Origin of the sequence: Amycolatopsis melonis (genome assembly GCF_040064235.1) — a bacterium.
GTDB lineage: Bacteria > Actinomycetota > Actinomycetes > Mycobacteriales > Pseudonocardiaceae > Amycolatopsis > Amycolatopsis melonis.
On the sequence record NZ_JBDZYD010000002.1, the window covers coordinates 458,407 to 476,546 of the forward strand.

The following is an 18,140-nucleotide window of genomic DNA, read 5'->3' on the forward strand; positions in this document are numbered from 1 at the left end:
AATGACCGACACCACCGCCGGGCTCATCCAGCTCGGCCTCCTGCTCGTCGCCCTCGCCGCGGTCCACAAACCGCTCGGCGACTACCTGGCGCGCGTCTTCTCCACCGGGAAGCACCTGAAGCTGGAGAAGGGCCTCTACCGGCTCTTCCGCGTCGACCCGGACTCCGAGCAGCGCTGGCCGACCTACGCCGCGGGCGTGCTCGGCTTCTCGTTCGTCTCGGTCGTCCTGCTCTACCTGCTGCAGCGGCTCCAGCCGCTCCTGCCGTGGGACCTCGGCCGCGGCGCGGTGAGCCCGGGCGTCGCGTTCAACACGGCGATCTCGTTCGTCACCAACACGAACTGGCAGTCCTACGTCCCCGAGACGACGATGGGCCACTTCGTCCAGATGGCCGGGCTGACCGTGCAGAACTTCCTGTCGGCGGCCGTCGGCCTTGCCGTGGCGATCGCGGTGACGCGCGGGTTCGTCCGGGCGAAGACCGACCGGCTCGGCAACTTCTGGGTGGACCTCACCCGCGGCACGATCCGCGTCCTGCTGCCGATGGCGTTCCTGTTCGCGCTCGTGTTCGTCGCCCTCGGCGTCGTGCAGAGCCTCAAGGCCGGCGTCACCGTCACCGGACCGGACGGCAGCCGCGGCACGATCGCGCTCGCGCCCGCGGCCAGCCAGGAGGCCATCAAGGAACTGGGCACCAACGGCGGCGGCATCTTCAACGCCAACTCCGCGCACCCCTTCGAGAACCCCAATGCCTGGTCGAACCTCGTCCAGCTGTTCCTCATCCTGGTGATCCCGGTCAGCCTGACCCGCGCGTTCGGCACGCTGGTCGGCAACCGCCGCCAGGGATACGTCCTGCTCAGCGTGATGGGCCTGCTCTGGGGTGCCTCGCTGGCGCTCATCTGGTTCTCCGAAGCCCACGCGAGCAATCCGGCCGCCCTGGCCGCCGGGGCGAGCATGGAGGGCAAGGAACAGCGGTTCGGCATCGGGCTGACGTCGCTGTTCGCCGACACCACCACGGGCACGTCCACCGGCGCGGTCAACGGCGCCCACGACAGCCTGTCCGGCCTCGGCGGCGGGGGATCGATGCTGAACATGCTCTACGGCGAGATCTCGCCCGGCGGCGTCGGCACCGGCCTCTACGGCATCCTCGTGCTGGCGATCATCGCGATGTTCCTGGCCGGGCTGATGGTCGGGCGCACCCCGGAGTACCTGGGCAAGAAGCTCGGCAGGCGCGAGGTGACCTGCGCGGCGATCGCGATGCTCGCGATGCCGACCGTGGTGCTCCTCGGCTCGGCGATCGCACTGCTGCTGCCCGGCACGGCGGGCGCGCTCGGCAACGGCGGCGCGCACGGGCTGTCCGAGATCCTCTACGGCTACGCCTCGACCGGCAACAACAACGGCAGTGCGTTCGGCGGCCTGACCGCGACGAGCGACTGGTTCCAGTCCTCCTTCGGCGTCGCCATGGCGATCGGCCGGTTCGTGCCGATCCTCGCCGTGCTCTGCCTGGCCGGTTCGCTGGCCGCGCAGCGCAAGGTGCCCGAGACCGCGGGCACGCTGCCCACCACCGGGCCGCTGTTCGCCACCCTGCTCACCGGCACGGTGGTGCTCGTCGCGGCCCTCACGTTCATCCCGGCGCTCGCGCTCGGGCCCATCGCGGAGGCACTCGCATGACCGTCACCGAAGAACGCCCCCAGGTGACTTCCCCCGGAACTCCGGGCCGGGTCGGCGCCGGCGTCTTCAGCCCGCGCCAGCTCTGGAAGTCGCTGCCGGAGGCGCTGCGGAAGCTCAACCCGAAGCACCAGCTCGGCAACCCGGTGATGTTCGTGGTGTGGGCGGGTTCCGCGCTCACCACCGTCTTCGCGATCACCGACCCGAGCGTGTTCACCGTTCTCGTCGCGGTCTGGCTGTGGTTCACGGTCCTGTTCGCCAACCTCGCCGAAGCCGTCGCCGAAGGCCGCGGCAAGGCGCAGGCGGAAAGCCTGCGCCGGGCGAAGAAGGAGACCGTCGCCCGGCGGCTCACCGACGACGGCGAAGAGCAGGTACCCGGCGTCGAGCTGCAGATCGGCGACCTGGTCGTCGTCGAGGCGGGACAGGTGATCCCGGGTGACGGCGACGTCGTCGAGGGCATCGCGACCGTCGACGAGTCGGCCATCACCGGCGAGTCCGCCCCGGTCATCCGCGAGTCCGGCGGCGACCGCAGCGCGGTCACCGGCGGCACCACGGTGCTGAGCGACCGGATCGTCGTCCGGATCACCACCAAGCCCGGTGAGTCCTTTGTGGACCGCATGATCGCGTTGGTGGAAGGCGCGTCGCGGCAGAAGACGCCCAACGAGATCGCGCTGACCATCCTGCTCTCGACGCTGACGATCATCTTCCTGCTCGCCGTCGTCGCGCTCCAGCCGATGGCCCGCTACTCCGGCTCCGAGCAGTCGGTGATCGTGCTGACCGCGCTGCTGGTCTGCCTCATCCCGACGACGATCGGCGCGCTGCTGAGCGCCATCGGCATCGCCGGGATGGACCGCCTGGTGCAGCGCAACGTCCTGGCCACGTCCGGCCGCGCGGTCGAGGCCGCGGGCGACGTCTCGACGCTGCTGCTCGACAAGACCGGCACCATCACCTTCGGCAACCGCCGGGCCACCGAGCTGATCCCGGTCGGGGCGTCCACTCCGGACGAACTCGCCCGCGCCGCGCGGCTGGCCAGCCTGGCCGACGAGACGCCCGAAGGCCGCAGCGTCGTCGAGCTGACGTCGGCCTACGCCGACCAGGACGAGCACGGCGAGTTCGTGCCCTTCACCGCGCAGACCCGGATGTCGGGCCTCGACATCGGCAGCCGCCGGATCCGCAAGGGTGCCGCGTCCGCTGTCCGCGCCTGGGTGCGCGACAACGGCGGTGACTTCCCGGAGGAGACCGAGCGCGTGGTCGACGAGATCAGCGCGCAGGGCGGGACGCCGCTCGTCGTCGCCGAAGACACCGTGGTGCGCGGCGTGATCCGGCTGTCCGACGTCGTCAAGCCGGGCATGAAGGAGCGCTTCGAAGAGCTGCGCGCGATGGGCATCAAGACGGTGATGATCACCGGCGACAACCCGCTCACCGCCAAGGCCATCGCCGCGGACGCCGGCGTCGACGACTACCTCGCCGAAGCCAAGCCCGAGGACAAGATGGCGCTGATCAGGAAGGAGCAGGAGGGCGGGCGCCTGGTCGCGATGACCGGCGACGGCACCAACGACGCCCCCGCGCTCGCCCAGGCCGACGTCGGCGTCGCGATGAACACCGGCACCTCGGCCGCCAAGGAGGCCGGGAACATGGTCGACCTCGACAGCGACCCGACCAAGCTCATCGAGATCGTCGAGATCGGCAAGCAGCTGCTGATCACCCGCGGCGCGCTGACGACGTTCAGCGTCGCCAACGACCTGGCCAAGTACTTCGCGATCCTGCCCGCGATGTTCACCGGCATCTACGCCCAGCTCGGCGCGCTGAACATCATGCACCTGGCCACGCCGGAGTCGGCGATCCTGTCGGCGGTCGTCTTCAACGCGCTGATCATCGTCGTGCTCATCCCGCTGGCCCTGCGCGGCGTGCGGTACAAGCCGTCATCGGCCTCGGCGCTGCTGCGCCGCAACCTGCTCGTCTACGGCCTCGGTGGCATCGTCAGCCCGTTCCTCGGGATCTGGCTGATCGACCACCTCGTCCGCCTCATTCCGGGAATCGGGTGACTTCGATGTCCACGCTCGTCAAGCAGACCTGGGCCGGGCTGCGCGTCCTGCTCGTCATGACCGTCCTGCTCGGCATCCTCTACCCCCTGGCGGTGTGGGCGGTCGCCCGCATCCCCGGGCTCGAAGCGAACGCCGAGGGCTCGATCGTCACGCAGAACGGCCAGGCCGCCGGGTCGTCCCTCATCGGCATCGACCCGGTGCCCGCCGACCCGGCGCACGACCCGTGGTTCCACACCCGGCCCTCGGCGGCCGGGCCCGACATGCCCTCCGGGGCGTCCAACAAGGGCCCGTACAACGAGGACCTGGTGAAGTCCATCCAGGAACGGCGTGACCAGATCGCGAAGCGCGAAGGCGTGACGCCCGATCAGGTGCCGCCGGACGCGGTGACGGCGTCGGGTTCGGGCCTCGACCCGGCAATCAGCGTCGCCTACGCCGATCTGCAGGCCCCGCGGGTCGCCCGCAACACCGGGCTGCCCCTCGACCGGGTGAAGCAGCTGATCGCCCAGAACACGAGCGGGGCCGGGATCGGCGTCCCCGGCGTGGCTGTGCTCCCGCTCAACTTGGCCGTGCGCGCCGCGGCCGGAGGGGCACACTGACAGCGTGACCACGGAGAACAGGCCGCGCCGGGGAGAGCTGAGGATCTACCTCGGCGCGGCACCGGGCGTCGGCAAGACCTTCGCCATGCTCGGCGAGGCACGGCGCCGCCGCGACCGCGGCACCGACGTCGTCGTCGGGCTGGTGGAGACCCACGGCCGCGCGAAGACGGCCGAGCTGCTGGACGGCCTGGAGATCGTCCCGCGGCGGCACGCCGAGCACCGCGGCCGCGCGTTCGACGAGATGGACGTCGACGCGATCCTCGCCCGCGCCCCGGAGGTCGCGGTGGTCGACGAGCTGGCGCACACCAACGTGCCGGGGTCGCGCAACACCAAGCGCTGGCAGGACGTCGAGGAACTTCTCGACGCGGGCATCGACGTGCTGTCCACGGTCAACGTCCAGCACCTGCAGAGCCTCAACGACGTCGTCGAGCGGATCACCGGCGTCACCCAGCAGGAGACCGTGCCGGACGAGGTCGTCCGCCGCGCCGAGCAGCTCGAGCTGGTCGACATCACCCCGGAGGCGCTGCGGCGGCGCCTGGCCCACGGCAACGTCTACCCGGCCGAGCGGATCGACGCCGCGCTCGGCAACTACTTCCGCCCCGGCAACCTCACCGCGCTGCGGGAGCTGGCCCTGCTCTGGGTCGCCGACCAGGTCGACGTCGCGCTGCAGCGCTACCGTGCCGAGCAGCGGATCACCGACACGTGGGAGGCCCGCGAGCGCGTCGTCGTGTCGATCACCGGCGGGCCGGAGAGCGAGACGCTCATCCGCCGCGCCAGCCGGATCGCCACCCGGGCCGGCGCGGAGCTGCAGGTGGTGCACATCCTGCGTGGCGACGGCCTGTCCGGGATCGGGCCTGCCGCGATGGCCCGCTGCCGCACGCTGGCCGAGGAGGTCGGCGCGACGTTCCACACGGTCGTCGGCGACGACGTGCCGGCCGCCCTGCTCGACTTCGCCCGCGGGGTCAACGCGACCCAGCTGGTGATCGGCACTTCGCGGCGCTCACGCGTCGCGCGGCTGTTCGACGAGGGCATCGGCGCGTCGGTGGTCCGCCGCTCCGGGCCGATCGACGTCCACATGGTCACCCACGACGAAGCGGGCGGGCGCCTGCGGGCCCGGCTGGGCGCGAGCCCGCTGGGGCTGCCGCGGCTGGTCGCGGGCTGGGTGCTGAGCGTCGTGCTGCCCGTGCTCGTCACCGCCGTCGGTTTCTTCCTGCCGAGCGGCCTGGACTTCGCCACCGACGTCATTTCCTACGTGCTCGCCACGGTGGTCGTGGCGCTCGTCGGCGGGCTCGGCCCGGCGCTGGTGGCGGCCCTGCTGGGGGCCGGGCTGCTCAACTTCTTCTTCACGCCCCCGCTGTACACGCTCACCGTGCACACCCCGCAGAACCTCGTGACGCTGATCGCGATGGTCGTGGTCGCGGTGCTCGTCGCCCTGGTCGTCGACCAGGCCGCGCGCCGGGCCACCCAGGCGGCGCGGGCCCGGACCGAGGCGGCGCTGCTCGCCTCCTACGCCCGGACCGTCCTGACCGACCCGAACCCGATCGAGCGGCTGCTGGCGAAGGTCCGCGAGAACTTCGCGCTGACTTCGGTGACCCTGCTGGAAAAGCAGGACGGCGAGTGGCAGTGCGTGGCGACCGCGGGGGAGCACCCGTGCGCCGACCCGGACGAAGCCGACGTCGACATCGCCGTCACCGCTGACGTCCACCTGACCCTGCGCGGGCGGGCACTGCCGGCGGCGGACCGGCGGGTCCTGGAGGCCGTGGCCGGGCAGGCCCTGCTGGCCCTGCGCCAGCAGCGGACGGCCGCGGCGGCGGCGCGGGCCGAGCGCAAGGCCGAGGCGACCGAGCTGCGCACGACGCTGCTGTCGGCGGTCGGGCACGACCTGCGGACGCCGCTGACGTCGATCAAGGCGTCGATCGGCAGCCTGCGCGCCGCCGACCTGCAGCTGTCCGAAGAGGACACGGCGGAGCTGATGGAGGCCATCGAGCTGTCGGCCGACCGGCTCGCCGGGCTGATCGACAATCTGCTGGACTCCTCGCGCCTGGCGACCGGCGCGGTCCGCCCGCACCTGCGTCCGGTCGGCTACGACGAGGTCGTCGCGCACGCGCTGTCCACTGTGGACGGCTCGGCGGCGGTGCAGGTGGCGGTGGCCGACGACCTGCCCGCGGTGCTGGCCGACCCCGGCCTGCTGGAACGGGTGGTGGCAAACGTGCTCGACAACGCGCTGCGCCACGGCGGCGCCCCGGTGTCGGCGCGGGCCAGCGCGCATTCGGGCCGGGTTGAGCTGCGGATCGTCGACCACGGCAAGGGACTGCGCAAGGGAGCGGCGGATTCGGCGTTCGCGCCGTTCCAGCGGCTCGGCGGCGACCGGGACACGACCCCGGGCGTCGGGCTGGGACTGTCGGTGGCGAAGGGGTTCACCGAGGCGATGGGCGGCACGATCCGCGCCGAGGACACACCCGGCGGCGGGCTCACGGTCGTGGTGTCGCTGCCCGCCCACGTTGTCGAATTCGAGGAGGAGGGGGTGCGATGAGCGAGCAGGGTGCCACCGTGCTGGTGGTGGACGACGAGCCGCAGATCGTGCGGGCACTGAGGATCAACCTCAACGCCCGCGGCTACAAGGTGATCACCGCCCACGACGGCACGGCGGCGCTGAAGGCGGTGGCCGAGACGAAGCCGGACGTGGTCGTCCTCGACCTGGGCCTGCCGGACCTGGACGGAACGGAGGTGATCGCGGGCCTGCGAGGCTGGACAACGGTCCCGATCATCGTCCTGTCGGCAAGAGGCGATTCGGCGGACAAGGTCCAGGCCCTCGACGCGGGAGCGGACGACTACGTGACCAAGCCGTTCGGCATGGACGAGCTCCTGGCCCGGCTGCGCGCGGCGGTCCGCCGCTCGGCGGTGACGGGCGCCGACGGCCCGGAGGCGGTGGTGGAGACGTCGTCGTTCACCGTCGACCTGGCGGCGAAGAAGGTCCGCCGCCACGACGGCGTGGAGGTCCACCTGACGAAGACGGAGTGGGGTGTGCTGGAGCTGCTGGTCCGCAACCGCGGCAGGCTGGTGGCGCAGAAGCAGCTGCTGCACGAGGTGTGGGGCCCGTCGTACGAGACGGAGTCGCACTACCTGAGGGTGTACCTGGCCCAGCTGCGCCGGAAGCTGGAGCCGGAGCCATCGCGGCCCCGCCACCTGCTGACGGAGCCGGGCATGGGCTACCGCTTCGAGGCTTGACGACGGCCGACCGGGGTACCTCCATAGGGTGACGGAGGGGAAGGGAATGCCACCCGCGACGGCCTGCGGGCTGGCGCTGGGCGCGACGGTGGGGGCGCTGGGCGCCCTGATGCTGATCGCCGGGGGCGACGTGGCCGGCTGGCGGAGATGGGTGGGCATCGCGGCGGCCGCCGGGCAGGCCGTGCTCGCGATCGGATGGTGGACGCTGTTCATCCGCAGGCGGCGAGGATGAAGCGGTCTTTCCGGATGGGCGGCGCGAAGAAGCTGGCCGCGCGCCTGCTCCTGGTGGCCGTGACCTACCTGGCGGGCGTGGGGATTTCCGTCGCCTTCGACCGGTCGGACCCGTGGATCTCCGGTCTCAGCACCCTCGGCCCGCTGCTCGGCGGCGTGCTTACGGGCGCGCTGATCCGCAGGAGCGAGGCCAAGCGGTCGGACTGTTGAGGGGGTGACCGCATGCCTGGTTGAATCTCGTGCGCATGCGGTGGGCGTGGGTGTAGGCCCGTAGCCGTGTGGCTGCGGGCCTGTCCCCGGTTACGCTGCGAATGGCAGCGGTTCGTGGAGGTTGTTGCGCCGGGGTTTTCGGCGCCGATCCAGCCAGGTCGGTGGCAGGAATTCCGGTAACCCGTCGGCGGCGATCCGCACGTCCCACCCAGACCGATGCAGCAACCGATGGTGGTGAGCGCACATCAGGACCAGGTTCCCCAGCTCGGTAGGCCCACCCTCGGACCAGTGCCGGATGTGGTGACCCTGGCAATGCCGTGGCGGCCGATGACAGCCCGGGAACGCACATCCCCGGTCCCGCAGATACAACGCCCGGCGGATCCCAGGTGGAACCAGCCGCCGCAACCGCCCCACATCCAGGGGCTCGCTGCTGCTACCCAGCACCGCCGGAATCACCATGCAGTCACACGCATGCAGCCGCGCCTCGGCGGCGGAGATCATCCCGGTATCGCCGAGCAGAGCCTTGCCGACCCCGGTCTTCAAGTCTTCCAGCGAGATCGCGACCATCACATGCGCCCGCTCCCCGGCCTGCATCGGCAGCTGCGGCGAGTTCGCCGCGAGATCCATCGCGTCGGAGAACGCATCGCCGTAGCGTTCCAGCGGCGACCGCAGATCCGGGCCTTCATCGGTGGCACGCCGCTGGGCCAGGGCATCCAGCACCGCACTGGCCCGGGTCCCGGTCTCGTCATCGAACCGGCCGTGCAGCTCCCACACCCCGGATCTCTTGCGCCGCAACGACAACTCCCGATCCGGCCGCGCAGGTTCGGTCTCCACCGGCTCGGGCCCGTCCGGGACAAGGTGAGCCAGAATCCGCGCACCCAACGCGGCGACCTGCTTGTGCCCCGCATCAGCAGCGAACCCCAGCAGATCCCGCTCCACCCGATCCCGGTGCTCAAGAGGAGTATCCCGCAGCACACCGACGATGGTGTCGATCATCGGGTTGCTCAACCGCCCCTCCCGCGCCACCACGCCAACCTCGGGAGCCAAAGCCGGAATCGGCGTGCCATCAAGGCCAAGCCCGGGATGAAGCTGCCGAGCCCGCTTGACCAAAACCTCGGCAGCCTGCCGAGGCAGGTCGGCGAGATGCTCCAGAAACCGCGCCACGGAACGGTATCCGAACATCTCCATGACCCCACGCTGCTCAATCCCCACGGCCACAGCACCGATTGCCGCTTCACAGGACCGCATGAGCGCGAACAGCTCACCGAGGAGGTCGGCGAGGGCCTCCGGTTCGGCGTTCCACACAGCGTTGGTGGTCATGACCCCAGAGTGCCCGGCAATCGAACAAACGTCATCACTCGAACCGGTGAAACCATTTGATGAGTATTTGTCCTTTGTGGACGCACAGACCGCGGTTGCCGGTCGTCCGCACCTGTCCCGAAGGACTTCCGGAAGGTGCGGAAGATCGCCGAGGACGGCGGCGAGGGCTCTTAGCATCGAGGGCGGGGGGAGAATTCCGCAGGCAGAAAGGGTCAATCGTGAAGAAGAGCGCCGTCATCGGCAGCATCGTCAGTGCGTGCACTGTTCTCACCGCGGCCGGTGCCGTTCTGCTCGCGCTCCCGGGGGCGGGAGCCGGCGACGTGAGCGAGCGTGGTGCCGGCGGCAAGCTGTCCGCCGACGACACGTCGATCGTCATCACCCCGCCCCGGGCGCCTGGTCCGGTGGCTCCGGGTCACTGACGCGACCGGTCCTGGAACACGAGGGGGGGCCTGCGTCCGAGACGCAGGCCCCCTTCACTGCGCGCGCGTGGTCCCCGTCGAGCCGGTGGGCGATTCGCTCGGGCTCGCCGACGGCGCACCCGCCGAGCTGGCCCCGCCTCCGGTGGTGCTCGGCGGCGGGTCGTCGGTCGTGGTCGGCGGCGGGGCCGACGTGGTCGTCGGGGGCGTCGGTTTCGAGGACGTCGTCGTCGGCGGCTTCGGCAACGACGTGGTCGCCGGGGGCGGTGTGTCGCCGCGCGGCGGGGGCGGCGGCGACGGCTGGGTGACGACCGTGGTCGTCGTCTTGCCGTCGGGACTCACCGAGACCACCGTCGTCGGGGCGCTGGACGTCGACGGGGCCGAGGTCGGCGTGTCGCTGCCCGGGGTCGACGGGTCCGTGGACGAGGGCGTGTTCTGCAGCGTCTGCACCCCGGCCGGCAGGGTGCCCTGGCCACCCGTGCTTCCGGTGCCGCCCGCGGTCGGGGCGGGGGACGGCCCCGCGAGCTCCGCGACGGCGGCGAACGCCGTCGCCACGACCAGCCCGGCCACCCCGAGCACGACGTACCCGGTGCGGTTCGGCTTGCCGCTCTTCGGCGGCGCGGTGTCGATCCTGGTGATCCGAGAGCTCGAATCCGGCCCGTCGGGGCGGGGCATAGGAGGCTCCTTGGGGATTTCGGGGAGGCGCGGACGAGGTCTGGATCGGGCGCGGCGCCCGCGGCGGGGGACCGACCTCGGCGGGGAGATTATCACCGGCGTGCGGGTATTCGCCCAGCTAGTGGCCTTGATCCGTTACTCTGCGCGGTCGGTTGACCCGGAAGGGAGAAAAGCGTGGGTGAGCAAGAAACGCACATCCGGCTGACGGCGTGGGTGCGCGGCCAGGTGCAGGGGGTCGGTTTCCGCTGGTGGACGCGCAGCCGCGCGCTCGAGCTCGGCCTGGTCGGGAGCGCGAGCAACCTCGCCGACGGCCGTGTCGAGGTCATAGCGGAGGGTAGCCGGGACCACTGTCAGCGGTTGTTGGCCGCGTTACGGTCGGGAGAATCACCCGGAAGTGTGGAGCACGTCGCCGAGCGCTGGTCCGACCCGAAAGGGGGACTCACCGGCTTCGTCGAGCGGTGACCGGTGAGGCTCATGGGGTTGCTGTGGCGCTGCCGGGTGTGCTAGGACGCGCCGAGGAGGGGCGCGTCCGGCAGGCCCCCGCGGGGCCCGGGTAGCCTGGGCCGATTGAAACGCCAGTCTTCGCGGCCAGAGGGGTCAGCACCACGTGCACCTGAAAAGCCTGACGCTCAAGGGCTTCAAGTCCTTCGCCTCGGCCACCACGCTGCGCTTCGAGCCCGGGATCACCTGCGTGGTCGGGCCGAACGGCTCCGGCAAGTCGAACGTGCTCGACGCGCTGCGCTGGGTCATGGGCACCCAGGGCGCCAAGGACCTGCGCGGCGGCAAGATGGAGGACGTCATCTTCGCCGGCACCGCGGGCCGCGCCCCGCTCGGCCGCGCCGAGGTCACCCTCACCATCGACAACGCCGACGGCGCGCTGCCCATCGAGTACTCCGAGGTCTCGATCACCCGCCGGATGTTCCGCGACGGCGCCAGCGAGTACGAGATCAACGGCGACCGCTGCCGCCTGATGGACGTCCAGGAGCTGCTGTCGGACTCCGGCATCGGCCGCGAGATGCACGTCATCGTCGGGCAGGGCCAGCTCTCGGCGATCCTGGAGTCCAAGCCGGAAGAGCGCCGCGCCTTCATCGAAGAGGCCGCCGGCGTGCTCAAGCACCGCAAGCGCAAGGAACAGACCCTGCGCAAGCTGGCCAACATGCAGGGCAACCTCGACCGACTCGGCGACCTCACCACCGAGCTGCGCCGCCAGCTCAAGCCGCTGGGCAAGCAGGCCGAGATCGCCCGCAAGGCCCAGTCCGTCCAGTCCGAGCTGCGCGACGCCCGCCTGCGGCTGCTCGCCGACGACCTGGTCACCCAGCGCGACGCGATCGCGCGCGAAGAGGCCGACGAGAAGGCCGCCCGCGCCCGCCGCGCCGAGGTCGAGCAGCACCTCGAAGTCGTCTCCGCCGAGGAAGCCGAGCTGGAGGCCTCCCTCGCCGAGGACGCGCCGCTGCTGCAGACCGCCCAGGAGACCTGGTACAAGCTGTCCGCGCTGGCCGAACGCCTGCGCGGCACCGTCCGCCTCGCCGTCGAGCGCCAGCGGCACCTCTCCGCCGACGTCGCGACGAACACCGGCGGCCGCGACCCCGAGGAACTGCTCGAAGAGGCCGAACGCGTCGCCGAGCAGGAAGAGGAGCTCAACGAGGCCGTCATGGAGGCCCGGGAGCTGCTCGCCCAGACCGTGCTGCGCCGCGAGGACCTCGAACAGCGTGTCCAGGCCGCCGAGCGGGCGCACTGGGCCGCCGTCCGCGCCATCGCCGACCGCCGCGAGGGCATGGCCAAGCTGACCGGCCAGGTCGAGGCGCTGCGCAGCAAGAACGGCGCGACCACGGACGAGATCGACCGGCTCAGCGTCTCCATCGAAGAAGCCGCCGAGCGCGCCGAAATAGCCGTCGAAGAACTGGAAACGGCCAAGGCCGAAGGCGGCGCCGAGGAATCCGACGACGCCGGCCTGCTGGACCGCCACGACCGCGCGGTCGAGGCCAACAACGCCGCCAAGGCCCGCGTCGAAGAGCTGGTCAAGGCCGAACGCGCGGCCGAGCGCGAGATCGCGTCGGAGAAGGCGCGGGTCGAGGCGCTGTCCATGGGCCTGAAGCGCAAGGACGGCGCGGGCGCGCTGCTCGGCGCGGCGCACGAGCTGCCGGGCCTGCTCGGCTCGGTCGCCGCGCTGCTGACCGTCGAGCCGGGGTACGAGGTCGCGCTGGCCGCGGCGCTCGGCCCGGTGGCCGACGCGGTCGCCGTCGCGGGCGGCGAGGACGCCCTCCGTGCGCTGAAGTACCTGAAGGAAACCGATTCCGGCCGGGCCGGTCTCCTGCTCGGCGGTCCGGAATCCACTGTGGACACAGCTTCGTGGCCGTCGCTGCCGGACGGCGCGCGCTGGGCCCGCGACGTCGTCACGGCGCCGCCGCAGCTGCGCGCCGCCGTCGAGCAGGCGCTCGACAAGCTGGCCGTCGTCGGTGACCTCGACGCGGCACGGCACCTCGTCGCCACCCACCCGGACGTCCGGGCGGTCACCGCCCAGGGTGACGTCTTCGGTGCCCGCTGGGCGATCGGCGGTTCCGGCAAGCGCGAGAGCGTGATCGAGGTCCAGGCCGCCGTCGACGAAGCGGCCGAGCGGCTCCGCCTGGCCGAGCGCTCCCTGGAGCGGTACGCGGCCGAGCTGGAAGGCGCCCGCGCCGAGCAGCAGGCGCGTCGCGAAGAGGTGTCGCAGGCCAAGGACGCCCTCGGCGAGGCGAAGGTCCGGAAGGCGCGGTCGTCGGAGCGGCTCAACCGGCTCCAGCAGGCCGCCCGCCAGGCGCAGGCCGAGGTCGAGCGGCTCACCGGGCAGCGCGCGAAGGTCGAGCAGAGCCGCGTCCAGGCCCTGGCCCAGCTCGCCGAGCTGGAGGAACGGCTCGCCGCCGTCGCCGAGCAGCCCGTCGAGGACGACCCGGACACCGCCGAGCGCGACGCCGCCGTCGAGGAACTGGCCGTCGTCCGGCAGGAGGAGATGGAGGCGCGGCTCGCGCAGCGCACCGCCGAGGAGCGGGCACGCAGCATCGCGGGCAAGGCCGAGGGTCTCCGCCGTGCCGCGCACGCCGAGCAGCAGGCCCGCGAACGCGCCGAGCGCGCCGCCGCGGCCCGCAAACGCGGCGCCGAGATCGCCACCGCCGTCGTCAACGCCGGTGAGCTCGCGCTGGAACGCATCGAGCACTCGGTGCAGCGCGCGGCCGCCGAACGCGACCAGGTCCAGGGCCGCCGCCAGAGCCGCGAGCAGGCGCTGACCGGCGTCCGCGCCAAGGTCCGCGAGCTGACCGGCGAGCTGGAGAAGCTGACCGACGCCGTCCACCGCGACGAGGTGCTGCGCGCCGAGCAGCGGCTGCGGCTGGAGACCCTGGAGGCCAAGATCGCCGAGGACTTCGGCATCGGCCTCGAGGACCTCGTCCGCGAGTACGGCCCGGACGTCCCGGTCCCGCCGAGCGCCGGCGAGATGGCCGAGTACGAGGCGGCCAAGGAACGCGGCGAGGACGTCACCCCGCCGCCGCCCATGCCCTACGACCGCGACACCCAGGCCCGCCGCGCCAAGCGCGCGGAGAAGGACCTGTCGCTGCTGGGCAAGGTGAACCCGCTCGCCCTGGAGGAGTTCGCGGCGCTGGAGGAGCGGTACAAGTTCCTCTCCACGCAGCTGGAGGACCTCAAGGAGACCCGCAAGGACCTCGAAGCGGTGATCAAGCAGGTCGACGAGAAGATCCTGGAGGTCTTCGCGTCGGCGTACGCGGACGTCTCGCGCGAGTTCGAGACGGTGTTCGGCGTGCTGTTCCCGGGCGGCGAGGGCCGGATGGTCCTCACCGAGCCGGACGACCTGCTGGCCACCGGCGTCGACGTCGAGGCACGCCCGCCCGGCAAGAAGGTCAAGCGGCTGTCGCTGCTGTCCGGCGGCGAGAAGTCGCTGGTCGCGGTGGGCATGCTGGTCGCGATCTTCCGCGCCCGGCCGTCACCCTTCTACGTGATGGACGAGGTCGAGGCGGCGCTGGACGACACCAACATGCGCCGCCTGATCGGGCTGCTGGAGCAGCTGCGCGACTCGTCGCAGCTGATCATCATCACCCACCAGAAGCCGACGATGGAGATCGCCGACGCGCTCTACGGCGTGAGCATGCAGGGCGACGGCATCACGAAGGTGATCTCCCAGCGCCTGCGCACGACCGAGGAAGAGCCGGTCCCGGCCGGCTGAGCCGCGTCCCGTTGTCATGAAAGGGTCGTTCATGTCGCCAGACGACATGAACGACCCTTTCATGACGTTCGGGCTGGGCTACCCGGCGACCCAGAAGGCGTAGTCCGTCGAGTAGCGGACCGCCGTCTGCGCGCCCGCCGTGCACGTCCCGGCCGGGGCGACGCCGCCGCGGGTGTGCAAGCGCTGGACGTAGGTCACCTTGCCGAAGATCCCGTCGCCGCTGTTGAGGCTGGCCTTGAGCAGCACCTCCGGGATCGCGCCGGTGCGCGGCGAGGTCGCCACCGCCGCCGCGCCGACCGTGCTTCCGTCCACAGTGGACGTCCAGACCGGGCCCTTGCTGTGCAGGGCCACCGGGTGACCGTGGCGAGACAGCACCGCGGCGGGCTGGACCAGCGTCCACGCACCGGCGGTGCACCCGTAGATCTGCACGCCCTCCGCGGCGTAGGTGACCAGGGGCCGGTTGCCCGCCGGGACCTGGATCGCGTCCGGCACCTTCGGGGCCGCCGGGGTGGCCGAAGCCGTCGCCGCGCCGCCGACCAGGAGGGCGCCGATCGCGAGTGCCACCGTCATCCGCTTCATGGAATCCACCTTCGAAATCCTCCCGCCGCTTTTCGGCGGGCTCCCGCCACCGACACGGGAGCCCGCCGGAAACGGTTCAGAAGAATCAGGCGGCGACTTCCTCCGCGGTCTCCTCCTCCGGCACCGCCTTCGGGTCCGGCGTGCGGTGCCGCAGCGCCAGCAGACCGCCCACGACCAGCGTGATCACCACGCCCAGCAGCGTGTACCACGGGTAGGCCAGCGCCACCCGGTCCCCGGCCGCCTTGCTGAAGTCGACGCCGATCAGCGCGCCGGTCTTCGCGTTGAACTTCACGCCGAGGATGACGAACGCCATGAGCACCACCGTGACGACGAACGCCGCGATCGCGTCCGCCTGCCGGGCCTTCTTGATCAGCAGGCCCAGCAGGAACGAGCCCAGCAGCGCGCCGTACGTGTACCCGGTGATCGCCAGCCCCAGCTCGATCACCGAGTTCTTCGTGGTGGAGAACAGCGAGGCGAACACCGCGAACACGACCGCCCAGATCAGTGTCCACATGCGACCGTGCCGCAGCAGCTTCGAGTCCTCCGGCGAGCGTTTGGTGAACCGCTGGTACAGATCGGCCACGGTCGACGTCGAAAGGGCGTTGAGCGCCGACGCCAGCGCACCCATGGTCGAGGCGAGGACACCGGCGATGAGCAGGCCCGACACCCCGACCGGCAGGTCGTCGATGATGAACCGCGAGAACACGTCGTCCGGGCTCTGCAGGCCGAGCTGAGCCACGGACTTGCGGCCGTTGAACACCCACAGCATGGCCCCGACCAGCAGGAACAGCGAGAACTGGATGGTCACGAGAATCCCGCTGCCGATGAGTGCCTTCTGGCCGTCGCGCAGGCTGCGCGTGGCCATCAGCCGCTGGGCGATCAGCTGGTCGGCGCCGTGGGAGGCCATCGACAGCGCCGCGCCGCCGAGCACCGCCGTGACGAACGCGTACGGGCTGGTCAGCAGGTTCTTCGAGAAGTCGACGAGGAGGAACTTGCCGTCGTCGGACGCCTGCGCCGCCCAGTCCGCGGGCAGCTTGTTCAGCAGCACGATCGCGGCCACCGCGGCGCCGCCCAGGTACAGCGACAGCTGGATGACGTCGACCCAGACGACCGCCTTGATCCCGCCGATGTAGGCGTAGATCAGCGTCAGCGCGGTCAGGATCACCACGATCACCCAGTAGTCCAGGTGGATGTGGTAGTGCGCCAGGATCACCTTGATCGGGATGGCACCGGCGAACAGCCGGACGCCCTCGGCGAGCAGCCGGGTGATCACGAACGTCACCGACGCCGTGCCCTGCAGGCCCGAGCCGAACCGCTTCCCCAGGAACGCGTACGCGCTGACGAGGTTGCCGCGGAAGTACCGCGGCAGCAGCACGAACGCCGCGACCGTCCGGCCGATGATGTACCCGAAGGCCAGCTGCAGGAACAGGAACGCGTTGCCGAAGACCAGCCCGGGCGTGCTGATGACGGTCAGCGTCGAGGTTTCCGTGGCCACCACCGACAGCATCACCGCGCCCCACGGCAGGCTGCGCTCGCCGACGAAGTAGTCGGCCGCCGACCGCTGCTTCCGGCCGACGAGCACGCCTATCAGCGGCATCGCCGCCAGATAGATCACGATGATCGCGAGGTCAACACCGCGCATGGACATCTCCTACGGTCATGCCTTCTCCGCGACTCGCAACCGCGTCACGGTGCCCCCCAGCGGGGCGGGAAGGTTCAGGGGGCCGGCACCCGGGACGAGCGCGCCGAGCAGGCGCGGACCGCGGGCACCGGTCGCCGACGGCACGGTACCGGGCACGCCGCACCAGGTGAGCCAGCCCAGCAGCGCGGTCAGGTACGCCTCCTTGCCCGCGCCGGGCAGGCCGAGGTCGTCGCTGGTCTTGAGCACCGTCGAGGGCAGGTTCCGGCCCAGCGCGGCCATCACCGCCGGGTTCGCGACGCCGCCGCCGGAGGCGATCACGGTCGTCACGCCGTGGCGGCGGCACTGGTCGGCGACGGTCACCGCGGTCAGTTCGGTGAGCGTCGCGAGCAGGTCGCCGGGGTCGACGGGACTGAGCCCGGCGAGGGCGGCGTCGAGGTAGGGCGCGTTGAAGTGCTCCTTGCCGGTGGACTTCGGCGGCGCGGCGGCGAAGTACGGATCGTCGAGCAGCCGGGCGAGCAGGTCCGGGCGCACCGACCCGGCGAGCGCGAGTCGTCCGTCGACGTCGCTGTGCCGGCCGGTGACGCGGTAGGCCGCGATGTCGAGCAGGGCGTTGGCGGGCCCGGTGTCGTAGGCGATCGCGGGACGGCCCGCGGCGACGACGGTGATGTTGGCGATGCCGCCGAGGTTGAGCGCGGCGACCGGGGTGCCGGTGTCCTCGGCGAGGCCGCGCAGCCACAGCTGGTCGAGCGTGCTCGCCAGGGGAGCGCCGTGGCCGCCCGCGGCGACGTCACGGGCACGCAGGTCGGCGAGCACCGGCAGCCCGGTGCGCTCGGCGATCCAGGCGGGCTGGCCCAGCTGCAGCGTGCCGCGGACCTCCCCGTCCTCGACCCAGTGGAAGACCGTCTGACCCAGCGACGCGACCAGGTCCGCGGCGCCCCCGGCGAGTTCGCCGGCGCCGCGCCGGGCCGCGTCGCCGAACGCCTGCCCGACACCAGTGTCCAGGCGCGTCAGCTCACCGGCGGAGCACGGGTTCGGGGGCAGCGCGGCGCGCAGGCCCTCGCGCAGGGCGTCCGGATAGGGGACGTCCAGCTCGCCGAGCGGGGTCAGGACCACGGTGCCGTCCTCGGCGTGCAGGTCGGCGGCGGCCACGTCGATGCCGTCGAGTGACGTGCCCGAAATGAGCCCGATCACCCGGAAGCCGTGGCTCGCGCGTTTCCCCATCCGGAGGGGTTTAGTGCAGCCCCACCTGTGACGCAACCCACGTGGTGAAGTCTTGGCCCAATCGCGACCCAGGTCGTTACGAATTGCCTTGACGGACGGGGTGTCCG

Annotated in this window: 15 protein-coding genes; 10 read left to right on the forward strand and 5 right to left on the reverse strand. The window is 71.6% G+C overall.

The genetic code is table 11. The features are described 5' to 3' along the window. Position 1: 1 nt before the first annotated feature. From kdpA to ABJI51_RS06680, 7 genes are read left to right on the forward strand one after another with little or no spacing between them, the layout of a single operon-like run. Positions 2-1,663 (forward strand): potassium-transporting ATPase subunit KdpA, encoded by a 1,662-nt coding sequence (gene kdpA, locus ABJI51_RS06650; RefSeq protein WP_348948295.1) that lies wholly within the window; start codon positions 2-4, stop codon positions 1,661-1,663. Continuing rightward, the gene (gene kdpB, locus ABJI51_RS06655; RefSeq protein WP_348948297.1) at positions 1,660-3,705 is read left to right on the forward strand and encodes a potassium-transporting ATPase subunit KdpB; all 2,046 of its coding nucleotides are present in this window, start codon (positions 1,660-1,662) and stop codon (positions 3,703-3,705) included. Before kdpA ends, kdpB begins: the two co-directional genes overlap by 4 nt. 5 nt (positions 3,706-3,710) lie before the next feature. Next, positions 3,711-4,301 carry a potassium-transporting ATPase subunit C gene (locus ABJI51_RS06660; RefSeq protein WP_348948299.1) on the forward strand — a complete coding sequence of 197 codons (591 nt, stop codon included), beginning with the start codon at positions 3,711-3,713 and terminating at the stop codon, positions 4,299-4,301. Between the two features lie 4 nt (positions 4,302-4,305). After that, positions 4,306-6,834: a sensor histidine kinase gene (locus ABJI51_RS06665; protein ID WP_348948300.1), complete on the forward strand. Its 2,529-nt coding sequence runs from the start codon at positions 4,306-4,308 to the stop codon at positions 6,832-6,834. Then, complete coding sequence (locus ABJI51_RS06670; RefSeq protein WP_348948302.1) at positions 6,831-7,529, forward strand: response regulator; 699 nt, start codon at positions 6,831-6,833, stop codon at positions 7,527-7,529. The genes ABJI51_RS06665 and ABJI51_RS06670 overlap by 4 nt, the downstream gene beginning before the upstream one ends. A 46-nt stretch (positions 7,530-7,575) precedes the next feature. After that, the gene (locus ABJI51_RS06675; protein ID WP_348948303.1) at positions 7,576-7,761 is read left to right on the forward strand and encodes a hypothetical protein; all 186 of its coding nucleotides are present in this window, start codon (positions 7,576-7,578) and stop codon (positions 7,759-7,761) included. Next, positions 7,758-7,970, forward strand: coding sequence for a hypothetical protein (locus tag ABJI51_RS06680; RefSeq protein ID WP_348948305.1), 213 nt, complete (start codon positions 7,758-7,760; stop codon positions 7,968-7,970). The genes ABJI51_RS06675 and ABJI51_RS06680 overlap by 4 nt, the downstream gene beginning before the upstream one ends. Positions 7,971-8,060: 90 nt before the next feature. Here ABJI51_RS06680 and ABJI51_RS06685 read toward each other — a convergent pair whose 3' ends face one another. Then, a complete protein-coding gene (locus ABJI51_RS06685; protein WP_348948307.1) occupies positions 8,061-9,290 on the reverse strand; it encodes an HNH endonuclease signature motif containing protein in 1,230 nt (409 codons plus the stop codon). A gap of 218 nt (positions 9,291-9,508) precedes the next feature. Here ABJI51_RS06685 and ABJI51_RS06690 point away from each other — a divergent pair, with 218 nt between their 5' ends. After that, on the forward strand, positions 9,509-9,709 hold the full coding sequence (locus tag ABJI51_RS06690) for a hypothetical protein (RefSeq protein ID WP_348948309.1): 201 nt from the start codon (positions 9,509-9,511) through the stop codon (positions 9,707-9,709). A 54-nt stretch (positions 9,710-9,763) separates the two neighbouring features. Here ABJI51_RS06690 and ABJI51_RS06695 read toward each other — a convergent pair whose 3' ends face one another. Beyond that, positions 9,764-10,381: a hypothetical protein gene (locus tag ABJI51_RS06695; protein WP_348948311.1), complete on the reverse strand. Its 618-nt coding sequence runs from the start codon at positions 10,379-10,381 to the stop codon at positions 9,764-9,766. A 174-nt stretch (positions 10,382-10,555) separates the two neighbouring features. Here ABJI51_RS06695 and ABJI51_RS06700 point away from each other — a divergent pair, with 174 nt between their 5' ends. Then, entirely contained in the window at positions 10,556-10,843 is a 288-nt protein-coding gene (locus ABJI51_RS06700) for an acylphosphatase (RefSeq protein WP_348948312.1), read from the forward strand. A gap of 145 nt (positions 10,844-10,988) precedes the next feature. After that, positions 10,989-14,591, forward strand: coding sequence for a chromosome segregation protein SMC (gene smc / locus ABJI51_RS06705; RefSeq protein ID WP_348948314.1), 3,603 nt, complete (start codon positions 10,989-10,991; stop codon positions 14,589-14,591). A 78-nt stretch (positions 14,592-14,669) separates the two neighbouring features. On the opposite strand, the gene ABJI51_RS06710 is transcribed toward smc, so the two are convergent. The 3 genes from ABJI51_RS06710 to ABJI51_RS06720 form a co-directional block, all read right to left on the reverse strand. Next, positions 14,670-15,170 (reverse strand): DUF3455 domain-containing protein, encoded by a 501-nt coding sequence (locus ABJI51_RS06710; RefSeq protein WP_348948316.1) that lies wholly within the window; start codon positions 15,168-15,170, stop codon positions 14,670-14,672. 85 nt (positions 15,171-15,255) lie between these two features. Then, complete coding sequence (locus tag ABJI51_RS06715; protein ID WP_348948318.1) at positions 15,256-16,812, reverse strand: sodium:solute symporter; 1,557 nt, start codon at positions 16,810-16,812, stop codon at positions 15,256-15,258. Between the two features lie 15 nt (positions 16,813-16,827). After that, positions 16,828-18,033 carry an anhydro-N-acetylmuramic acid kinase gene (locus ABJI51_RS06720; protein WP_348948320.1) on the reverse strand — a complete coding sequence of 402 codons (1,206 nt, stop codon included), beginning with the start codon at positions 18,031-18,033 and terminating at the stop codon, positions 16,828-16,830. Positions 18,034-18,140: the final 107 nt, after the last annotated feature.